Here is a 9602-nt window from a genome sequence, read left to right on the forward strand (position 1 = left end):
GGCCAGCACCGCCTGCGCCCGCGCCGCGCGCACCAGCGCGATGCTGCCGCGTGGGCCGGCGCCCAGCGCGATGCCGGGGAAATGACGGGTGGCGGCCACGATGCGCACCGCGTAATCCACCACTTCAGGGTCCACCGTGATCGCGGCGGTCGCCTGCTGCAGCGCGATCACCTCGGCGGCGTTCAGCACGCGCGGCACCTGCGACAGATCGAAGTCGGACGCACTGCGGCCGGTGGTGATCGCATCCACCATGCGCTTCTCGTCTTCCAGCGCCGGGTAGTCGATGATCACCTTGAGCAGGAAGCGGTCCAGCTGTGCTTCGGGCAGCGGGTAGGTACCTTCCTGTTCCACCGGGTTCTGCGTGGCCAGGGTCAGGAACGGCGGGGTCAGCGCGAACGCCTTGCCCTCGATGGTGACCTGGCCTTCCTGCATCACTTCCAGCAGCGCCGACTGGGTCTTGGCCGGGGCACGGTTGATTTCGTCGGCCAGCAGCAGGTTGGTGAACACCGGGCCGCGACGGATCTTGAAGCTCTCCGACTTCGGGTCGTACACCGCATGCCCACTGACGTCGCTGGGCATCAGGTCCGGGGTGAACTGGACGCGCCCGTAATCCAGCTCCAGTGCCTGCGCCAGCGCACGTACCAGCAGGGTCTTGCCCAGCCCTGGCACGCCTTCGATCAGCACGTGGCCACCGGCCAGCAGCGCGATCAGGATCTGGTCGAGGACCTCGGGTTGGCCGATGAAAGCGCGGCCCACGGCATCGCGCACGGCATCGACGCGTTCGACCAGGCTCTGGCCGGTCAACGCGGGCGGGGACAACGGCGGCGGAGCGGAGTGATCGGTCATAGCAGGTTTCTCATCTGGATCAGCAGGCGGATGCGCTCACGCAGGGCCGCGACATCCTTCGATGGCGGCACCTGCAGGGCGGTCTGGACACGGGAATGCGGCCACTGCAGCAGGCTGGCGATGGCGTGCACCTGCGCCTCGCCGCTGAGCGCGGCGGCGGTGGGTGCACGCCGGCGCAGCCGCGCCAGGAAGGCGCGGCGCGTGGCGTCGTACAGCAGTGGTGCCTTGCCATAGCGCAGCAGGTGTTCGCCGCTGGCGCGCACATGTTCAAGCAGCGAGCGGCGCTCGGTGGCCGGCGCCGGCAACAGGCTGCCCAACCGCTGCGCGCGCTGCCACAGCCACGCCAGCAGGGCCAGCAGCAACGGCACCCACACCGGCCAGCCCTGGTAGAAAATGCGCGACCACAGCGTGGGCGGGCGCGAACCGTAGACCAGCCAGAACGTGCCCTTCGCGTAGTTCGGCTCGAGCAGGTAGCGGGCCAGGTCGCGGTGGGCCAGGTCATGCAACCCGTCCGCCAGGCTGTCCTTGGGCTGATCCGGATCGAACACGCGTGGCGTGCCCTTCAGGAACTCCATGTCCGACAGCACGCTGATGCGGCCCGAGCCTTTATGCAGCCGCGCGAACACCAGGCCGTCCTCGTCGCCCCATTCGCGCTCGACGCGGATGCCGGCGGGCGGGTCGACCGCGAAGCGCAGGCCCCTGCAGAATTCGGAATGTCCCGGGTCGTCGGCGACATGGAACGGCTTGCACGCGGCCTCGTAGTACGCGCTGTCCACGCCGAGAGCGTCCAGCAGCGGTCCCTGCACGGCGTTTTCGTCGCGGTACGGCGGGGAGGTGCGCAGCAGCAGGTGGCCGCCGGTGTCGACCCACGCCAGCAGCGCCTGCGCGGTGGGCGTGGCCAGGTCGGCACTGTCCTGCAATACCACCACGGTGTCGCCAGGCTGCAGCTGCATGCGCGGCAGGTCGATGCGCGGGCTGGCATGCACGGTGCGGCCGTCGGCACGCAGCGCCTGGCCGAGCACATATAAGGGGTTGTAGCTGGCCTCGCCCTGTGGCGGCAGGTGCTCGGTACCGGTGACCCTTTCATGCGTGCGCAGGAACACGACCGACAACGGCACGCCGATCAGCAGCATCACGCCCAGGACCAGCAGCCAGCGCAGCCGGGCGCTCATGCGCGCCACCGGAACTGCGATTGCAGCGTACTGGCAAGTTCATCGAAGTCCTCCGGCTCGGGCAGGCGCCCGCCGTAGGCCGCGTACTGCCAGACCCGCACCATGCGCGCGAACAGGGTGCGGTCGGCGTCGTCGGGCATGCGCCGCGACGCACGCAGGCACTGCGCCTCGGTTGCGCCCGGTGGCAACACCACGCCGACGCGTTCGCTCATCGACTCCACGCTGGCGCGGTACAGCAGGGCCAGTGCCTGCCGCGGCCGTCCCTGCTGCCACAGGTCGCGCGCACGCGCGGCCGGATCCGGTGGCACCACCTCGGGCATCGTGATCGCTTCTTCCAGCACCGCGGTGGGCGTGCTGCTCCTGCGCGCACCAGTACCACGCAGCCAGCGCCGCCACCATGGCGCAGTGACCGCAAACAGCAGCACCAACACACCGACCAGGCCCCACAGCAGCCATTCGGCACCCTGTGCCGCCTTCGCGAAAGGATTGGCCTCTTGGTCCTTGTAGCGCTCTTTTCGCTTCTTTTTCGCCTTGCTCTGCGTTCGCTCCCAACGACTGACCTGGCGTGTGGGGGTAACCAGCGGGTCCTCATAGGCGCGTTGCACGGCCTGGCGGAAGCCAGCGGTGTCCGGCGAGCCGCCGAAGATCACGGCGGCGGTATTGGACGGATCGTCGGCCGGCACCGCATCCGCGTGTTCGTCTTCTTCGCTGACGTCGGCATCCGCATCGGCCGGTGCGGCGCACTGCGCTGCCTGCTCCGTTGCCTGTGCACGCAGCGCACCCATCGGCCAGCACAGAACCAGCGCCAGCACCAGCAGCGGCGCGGCCTGCTGCAGGCGATCACGCATGCGGCGGAACGCGATTTCCACGTCCCAGGCTTCCATTTCCGTGCGGCGGTTGAGGTACAGCGCGAAGCCGGCACCGGCATAGAACGGCCCGATCAACGTGGCGGCCAGCCAGAACAGGGCGTTCACCCCCAGCTGTGCCCACGCCGGCATGTTCTCGCGCACCATCTCCCACGCCGCGCGCCACGAATCGGACAGCAGTTCCAATGGCACGAACAAAAAGATCGCAGCGATGCAGCCGCTGACGATCACCAGCTCGAACAGCATGCACACCAGCGTGAGCAGCGCTGCATGCCCGAATGTGCCGCCGAGCACGGCGCGGCGGCGCACGCTGCGCTGGGACGCGTCGCTGCCTTCCAGCAGGTTCACCGGCAGCAGCAGCGCGCGGAACGGACTGAAGCGGCGCCAGCCCAGGTAGCCCCAGAAGCCGCTCCAGCCCCAATGGCGCTGTGCGCGCAGGGTCTGCAGCGGGCGCGGTTCCTCGCCGAACACGCCGCGCGAGATCACATACAGGGCGATCCGATCCCACACCGGCTTGAGCCACCACATCAGCAGCCAGGCCCAGCCGAATGCATCGGCCCACCAGGCCGCCGCATTGACGGCAACGAACAAGGGCAGCGACACGGCGATCACCGGCAGCCAGATCGCGCGCGCGTGGCGGCGTACCAGGGCGGTGCCGAGCTCCATGGCTTCCCATTCCGAACGGGCGCGCAGGGCGACGTCGAGTTGGTCAATCCGCATGACCGCTCCCCCGACCGCCGCGCCACAGCCACACGAACACGGCCGTCCATAGCACCGCCGCCACGCTGTACTTGCCCCAGGCCGGCACCTCGGCAATGGACGACCAGAACGCTTCAATGAAGGCGGCGATCAGCAGCATCGCGGCGATGCCCAGGCAGAGCTTGGCGCCAATCACCCCGCCTTCGACCAGCGCATCGATGCGCCGCCGCCGGCCGGGCGCCAGCAGTTTCATCCCCAGCTGCAGCCCGGCGCCACCGGCGATGACGATAGCGGTCAGCTCGAACGCACCATGCCCGACCACGAAGCGCCAGAACGGATCGCCGTGGCCGATGTGCTGCAGGTGGCCGGCCGCGGCGCCGATGGTGAGCCCGTTGAACAGCAGCACCAGCACCGTGCCCAGCCCGGCCAGCAGGCCGCTGGCGAACGTGCGCAGGCCGATGCTGATGTTGTTCATGATGTAGTAGCCGAACATCATCCAGTCGGTGCCGCTGTCGCGGCCCAGGTGTGGCGAGGCCGGGTCGTACATGCGTTCCATCGACGCGATCTGCGCATTGTCCATCAGCAGGTGGACCAGCTCCGGGCGCCACTGGATCAGCGCGAAGCTGCCCAGCAGCGGAATCACGAACAGCGCGGTGGCCACCCACATGCTGCGTGCCTGGCCGCGCACCAGCAGCGGGAAGTCGGCCAGCAGGAACTCCAGCGCGCGACGCCAGCGGGGCGGCGGGGTGCGGTAGAGCACACCATGGCCCTGCTGCATCAGCTGCTGCAGGTGTGCCACCAGCGGCGGGCTGTAGCCGCGCTTGCGCGCCAGCGCCAGCTGCTGGCACAGCCGCCGGTAACGCTGCGGGAAATCCTCGTCGTTGAGCGTGGTCGGGTCCGACGTCTGCCGGGCGTGCCGCGCGCGGTCGCCGCGCACGGCGAACCAGCGCTCCAGTGCCTGCCATTCCGCGTGGTAGCGGGCGACGAACTGTTCCTGCCTCATCGACGCCCCAGCAGCCAGTTGGCCATCGCATACAGGCGCAGCACGCCAACCTGGCCGTGGCCGCCGCTGATCGGCGCGGCCACCGCGGCCAGTTCCTGCTGGCGCGGGCCGGACAGGCGCGGCGCGCGCTCGGCGAAGGCGATGATGGCCGCCTGTTCGGCTGGCTGCAGCGGTTGCGGCGGGGCCAGCACAGTGTCGATGGCGACCGTGGCCGACCGCGTCCGCGCGCTGTCGTGTACCACCACCGTGCCGGCCACCAGGTCGCCCAGGCGTCGGCCGCTGCGGTCGAACAGGCTCGACAGCAGGCCCAGCGCATAGCCGAACGGCAACATGTCCACGGTGCGCAGCAGGTTGCGGGTGATCGCCGCCATCCAGCCGATCGGTGCGCCGTCCTGGGCCACCACGCGCAGGCCGAGCACGCGCTTGCCCAGGGTGCGGCCCCAGCAGGCTTCCTGCACGATGGTGTAGGCCCACATCAGCAGGAACATCAGGCCCAGGTACAGGCCTTGGCCGAACTCGCCCAGCACGGTAAGCGGAATGCTGAGCAGCATCAGCGCGGCGACGCGGATGATGAAATCGATCACCCAGGCCACCGCGCGCGGCACCGGTCCGGCGGCGGGCAGGTGCAGGGGCACGCCTTCGGGCGTGATCACCTCACGGTAGGTGTCCAGCATGGGCGCGCTCATGCGCGCACGTCCCTCCGGACGGCTGCCAACGGCATGCGGTTCTCGACTGCTTCCTGGGTCGGGCACCGACTGTACCGCGTGCGGGGTCACATTCCCAAGTACTTGTCCTTCAAGCGCACATAGTGGTCGGCCGAGTAATGCAGTGACTCGATTTCCTGCTCGCTCAGCGACCGCACCGGCCGTGCCGGGTTACCCACCCACAACTCGCCTTCGCCCACCACCTTGCCCGGGCCGACCACCGCACCGGCGCCGACGAAGGCGTGCCGGCTCACGGTGGCGCCGTCCAGGATGCAGGCCCCCATCCCGATCAGGCTGTACTCGCCGATCGTGCAGGCATGGATGATGGTGCCGTGGCCGACCGTGACGCCCTCACCGATCAGGGTGGGGTAGCCGCCCTTGTTGTACGGGCTGTGGTGGCTGACATGGATGATGGTGCCGTCCTGGATGTTGCTGCGCGCACCGATCCGCACATGGTTGACGTCGCCACGGATCACCGTGCCGGGCCACACCGACACATCGTCCCCCAGCACCACGTCCCCGATGATCGTGCAGGCCGGATCGATCCAGGCGCGCTCGCCGACGACGGGGAAGGACTCCAGGAAGGGACGAAGGGGGGACATGGTGACGCTCCGTAAGGCAGGTCACCATGATACTGCCGGGGTGCGGGCCTCAGGCCACCCGGCTGCGCCGTGCGCGCTCCAGGTGCACCAGCAGCAGCGAGATCGCCGCCGGAGTCATGCCGGGGATACGCTGGGCCTGGCCGATGGTCTGCGGGCGCACCCGCTCCAGCTTCTGCTGCACTTCGGCCGACAGCCCGCGCACGCTGGCGTAGTCGAACGCTGCATCGATGGCGGTGTTCTCGTGGCGCTGCTGGCGCTCGATCTCGTCGCGCTGGCGGTCCAGGTAGCCGGCGTACTTGACCCCGATCTCGACCTGCTCGGCCACCTTGGCATCGGCCACGCCCGGACCCAGCGAGGGCACCTGCATGAGCTTGGCGTAGTCCAGCTCCGGGCGCTTGATCAGGTCCAGCACATTGGTTTCGCGGCTGACCGCCACGCCCAGCGCGGCTTCCACTTCGCGGCCCAGCGCATTGGCCGGGGTCGCCCACAGCGCACGCAGGCGCGCCGATTCCCGTGCCACCGCCTCCTGCTTGGCCTGGAAGGCTGCCCAGCGCCGGTCGTCGACCACGCCCAGCTCGCGGCCGATCCCGGTCAGGCGCACGTCGGCGTTGTCCTCACGCAGCTGCAGCCGGTATTCGGCGCGGCTGGTGAACATGCGGTACGGCTCGGTGGTGCCGTGGGTGATCAGGTCATCGACCAGCACGCCCAGGTAGGCCTCGTCGCGGCGCGGGCACCAGCCCGCCTCATCGCGCACGCGGCGGGCGGCGTTGAGCCCGGCCAGCAGGCCCTGTGCCGCGGCTTCTTCATAGCCGGTGGTGCCGTTGATCTGGCCGGCGAAGAACAACCCGGAGACCGCCTTGGTTTCCAGCGTGTCGTTCAAGCCGCGCGGGTCGAAGAAGTCGTACTCGATGGCATAGCCCGGCCGCGTGATGTGCGCGTTCTCGAAGCCCCGGATGCTGCGCACCAGCGCCAGCTGCACGTCGAACGGCAGCGAGGTGGAAATGCCGTTGGGGTAGATCTCCACCACGTCCAGCCCTTCGGGCTCGACGAAGATCTGGTGGCTGGCCTTCTCGGCGAAGCGCACCACCTTGTCTTCGATGGACGGGCAGTAGCGCGGGCCGATGCCCTCGATCTGGCCGCTGTACAGCGGCGAGCGGTGCAGGGCGCTGCGGATGATCTCGTGGGTGTGTTCGCTGGTGTGGGTGATCCAGCAGCTCACCTGCGGCGGGTGCTCGTCGACGCTGCCCAGGAAGGACATCACCGGGCGCGGATCGTCGCCGGGCTGCTCCTCCATCACGCTGTAATCCAGCGAACGGCCGTCGATGCGCGGCGGGGTGCCGGTCTTGAGCCGGTCGATCGCGAACGGACGCTCGCGCAGGCGCGCGGCCAGCGTGGTGGCCGGCGGGTCGCCCATGCGGCCGGCAGCGTACTGGGTCTGGCCGACATGGATCTTGCCGGCCAGGAAGGTGCCGGCGGTCAGCACCACTGCCGGGGCATTGAACTGCAGCCCCGTCTGGGTGATGACGCCGCGCACCGCATCGCCGTCGATGACCAGGTCATCCACGGCGGCCTGGAACACGGTCAGGTTCGCCTGCGCCTCGACCATGCCGCGGATGGCCATGCGGTACAGGTTGCGGTCGGCCTGGCAGCGGGTGGCGCGCACGGCCGGTCCCTTGGAGGCATTGAGGGTGCGCCACTGGATGCCGGCGCGGTCGGCGGCATGCGCCATGGCGCCGCCCAGCGCGTCGATCTCCTTGACCAGATGGCCCTTGCCGATCCCGCCGATGGCCGGATTGCAGCTCATCGCGCCGATGGTTTCCACGTTGTGGGTCAGCAGCAGGGTCCGCACGCCGCTGCGGGCTGCGGCCAGCGCGGCTTCGGTGCCAGCATGGCCGCCGCCGATCACGATGACGTCGTAGCCGTAGAAAGAATCGATCATGGGGTGCTCTGGGCAGGGCCGGTTCGGCCCGATCAGCCCTGGGACAGGGCGCGGTGGACAATTTTAGCGCCGTTGGGGCCGTTTCCCTGAATGGGGGCATGCAAAAAAAATCGCGATTGCCCCTCAAGTTGGCACGTTATCTGCAGATAACCCAATAGCACCCAGGATGGCAGGCGCCGTCAGGCGCTACGGATCGGAATTGGAACAGGGGCCGATCCATGTGCATCCCGGGGAAGCAGAAGGGCCGGCAGTCGGGGGACTGTCGGCCCTGTTTTTTTTGCCGCGCCTGCGCCCGCAAACAAAAGGCCCCGCCATTGGCGGGGCCTTCTGCTTCAGAGGTGCCGACATCCGACAGGGCCGGAACAGGGGGGATCCAGATGTTCCTGTCGGATATCGACGTAGAGCTCAATGTGACGCCCCTTGTCGTTTTTGTCACTTTTCGACCGAGGCCGTCACTGCCTGCGTAGAGTGAACTGGCGGGCAGGTGAAAATCAAGCACCTTTTCGCCACAGAGTGTGCGCTGGTTCTACTTCTCCATCGTCCGCCAGGGCGAACCCGTACGCCGAGGCTGGGACGGGCGCGGCTGCGGGTTCGGACGCGCCTGCGGCGCGCTGATGGGACGTTGCGGTTGCGCCTGCTGCGGGCGCTCTGCACGCGGCGGACGGCCCAGCGAGTCCATGTTCCGCCAAGGCGAGCCACCGTTGTAGGGAGGGCGCGGACGGTCGGGCGGACGCACCTGCCCACCATGGCCATTGCCGGGGCGCGGCGGCGGGCGATGGTTGTGCGGCGGGCGATAGTTCGGATACGGGCGGTAGATCGGATAGTTGTAACCGCCGTAGCCGCCGTAACCGTAATAGCCGCCGCCGCCGTAGTAGCCGCTGCCATAGCCATACGGATAGCCGGCCGGGTAGCGGTACTGCACCGACGGCGAGCCATGGTAGTAACCGCTGCCACCGCCACCACCACCCACGTAATCGTAGGTCGCGCAACCGGACAGGGCCAGCAACAGGCCTCCGGCGAACATCAAGCGCATCTTCATGAGTCGGGTCCCCCCAAGGGTAGGATTCCAGCTTCAGGCTGGGGCATTGAATCGGCCCTTAACTCGGGCCGGTCCGGATGAACGGTTGCCATCGTCTCATGCGCGTTGCGAGCGGTAGGAATCGGAGGCTTACGTTAATCTTGTGTCATGACCGATTCATCCTTGCCCTGCGTCGATGACCTGCTGGCCGCGGCTACGCGGATCGCCCCGCACGCCAGCGTGACGCCGGTGCTGCAGTCGCACACCCTGGACGGGTTGAGCGGCGCGCAGCTTGCGTTCAAGGCCGAGCACCTGCAGCGCGGCGGCGCGTTCAAGTTCCGCGGCGCCTGCAATGCGGTGTGGGCCCTGCCGGAGGCGGTTGCCGCACGCGGGGTGGTCACCCATTCCTCGGGCAACCACGGCGCCGCGTTGGCCCTCGCCGCGCGCACCCGAGGCATTGCCTGCCACGTGGTGGTGCCCGAAGGGGCGGTCGCCGCCAAGCTGGCCAACATCGAACGCCACGGCGCCACCCTGTGGCGGTGTGCGCCCAGCATCGCCGCGCGCGAGGCCATGTGCGCCCAGGTGGAGGCCGAGACCGGCGCCACCCTGGTGCATCCCTATGCCGACGCGCGGGTGATCGCGGGGCAGGGCACGGCCGCGCTGGAGCTGATCGGCCGCCACGGTCCGTTCGACACCCTGGTGGTGCCGGTGGGCGGTGGCGGGCTGGCCGCCGGTACGGCGCTGGCGTTGCAG

The 9602-nt window shown here is 68.9% G+C and carries 9 protein-coding genes; 1 reads left to right on the plus strand and 8 read right to left on the minus strand.

Going from position 1 to position 9602, the window contains the following annotated elements; genetic code table 11:
- From RWO33_RS16885 to RWO33_RS16920, 8 genes are all read right to left on the minus strand, one after another.
- The coding region (locus tag RWO33_RS16885; RefSeq protein ID WP_314106313.1) for an AAA family ATPase at positions 1-846 on the minus strand (846 nt) is incomplete at its 3' end.
- Positions 843-2018, minus strand: a complete 1176-nt coding sequence (locus tag RWO33_RS16890; protein WP_314106314.1) for a DUF4350 domain-containing protein — start codon at positions 2016-2018, stop codon at positions 843-845. The genes RWO33_RS16885 and RWO33_RS16890, both read right to left, overlap by 4 nt.
- Positions 2015-3604 (minus strand): DUF4129 domain-containing protein, encoded by a 1590-nt coding sequence (locus tag RWO33_RS16895; RefSeq protein ID WP_314106316.1) that lies wholly within the window; start codon positions 3602-3604, stop codon positions 2015-2017. Before RWO33_RS16895 ends, RWO33_RS16890 begins: the two co-directional genes overlap by 4 nt.
- Positions 3594-4586, minus strand: a complete 993-nt coding sequence (locus RWO33_RS16900; protein WP_314106318.1) for a stage II sporulation protein M — start codon at positions 4584-4586, stop codon at positions 3594-3596. The genes RWO33_RS16895 and RWO33_RS16900 overlap by 11 nt, the downstream gene beginning before the upstream one ends.
- On the minus strand, positions 4583-5272 hold the full coding sequence (locus tag RWO33_RS16905; protein WP_314106320.1) for an RDD family protein: 690 nt from the start codon (positions 5270-5272) through the stop codon (positions 4583-4585). Before RWO33_RS16905 ends, RWO33_RS16900 begins: the two co-directional genes overlap by 4 nt.
- 86 nt (positions 5273-5358) lie before the next feature.
- Positions 5359-5892, minus strand: a complete 534-nt coding sequence (locus RWO33_RS16910; protein ID WP_314106322.1) for a gamma carbonic anhydrase family protein — start codon at positions 5890-5892, stop codon at positions 5359-5361.
- 49 nt (positions 5893-5941) lie between these two features.
- Positions 5942-7831 carry a tRNA uridine-5-carboxymethylaminomethyl(34) synthesis enzyme MnmG gene (gene mnmG, locus RWO33_RS16915; protein WP_314106324.1) on the minus strand — a complete coding sequence of 630 codons (1890 nt, stop codon included), beginning with the start codon at positions 7829-7831 and terminating at the stop codon, positions 5942-5944.
- Positions 7832-8357: 526 nt separating this feature from the next.
- A complete protein-coding gene (locus RWO33_RS16920; protein WP_314106326.1) occupies positions 8358-8870 on the minus strand; it encodes a hypothetical protein in 513 nt (170 codons plus the stop codon).
- A gap of 147 nt (positions 8871-9017) precedes the next feature.
- Between RWO33_RS16920 and RWO33_RS16925 the strand changes: the two genes are divergently transcribed.
- The coding region (locus RWO33_RS16925) for a pyridoxal-phosphate dependent enzyme (RefSeq protein WP_314106328.1) at positions 9018-9602 on the plus strand (585 nt) is incomplete at its 3' end.

The organism is uncultured Stenotrophomonas sp., from assembly GCF_963519925.1.
GTDB lineage: Bacteria > Pseudomonadota > Gammaproteobacteria > Xanthomonadales > Xanthomonadaceae > Stenotrophomonas > Stenotrophomonas maltophilia_AE.

Coding starts and splice junctions, on each gene's coding strand:
- RWO33_RS16890 (WP_314106314.1), bottom strand. CDS start 2,018: ATGAGCGCCCGGCTGCGCTGGCTGCTGGTCCTGGGCGTGATGCTGCTG.
- RWO33_RS16895 (WP_314106316.1), bottom strand. CDS start 3,604: ATGCGGATTGACCAACTCGACGTCGCCCTGCGCGCCCGTTCGGAATGG.
- RWO33_RS16900 (WP_314106318.1), bottom strand. CDS start 4,586: ATGAGGCAGGAACAGTTCGTCGCCCGCTACCACGCGGAATGGCAGGCA.
- RWO33_RS16905 (WP_314106320.1), bottom strand. CDS start 5,272: ATGAGCGCGCCCATGCTGGACACCTACCGTGAGGTGATCACGCCCGAA.
- RWO33_RS16910 (WP_314106322.1), bottom strand. CDS start 5,892: ATGTCCCCCCTTCGTCCCTTCCTGGAGTCCTTCCCCGTCGTCGGCGAG.
- mnmG (WP_314106324.1), bottom strand. CDS start 7,831: ATGATCGATTCTTTCTACGGCTACGACGTCATCGTGATCGGCGGCGGC.
- RWO33_RS16920 (WP_314106326.1), bottom strand. CDS start 8,870: ATGAAGATGCGCTTGATGTTCGCCGGAGGCCTGTTGCTGGCCCTGTCC.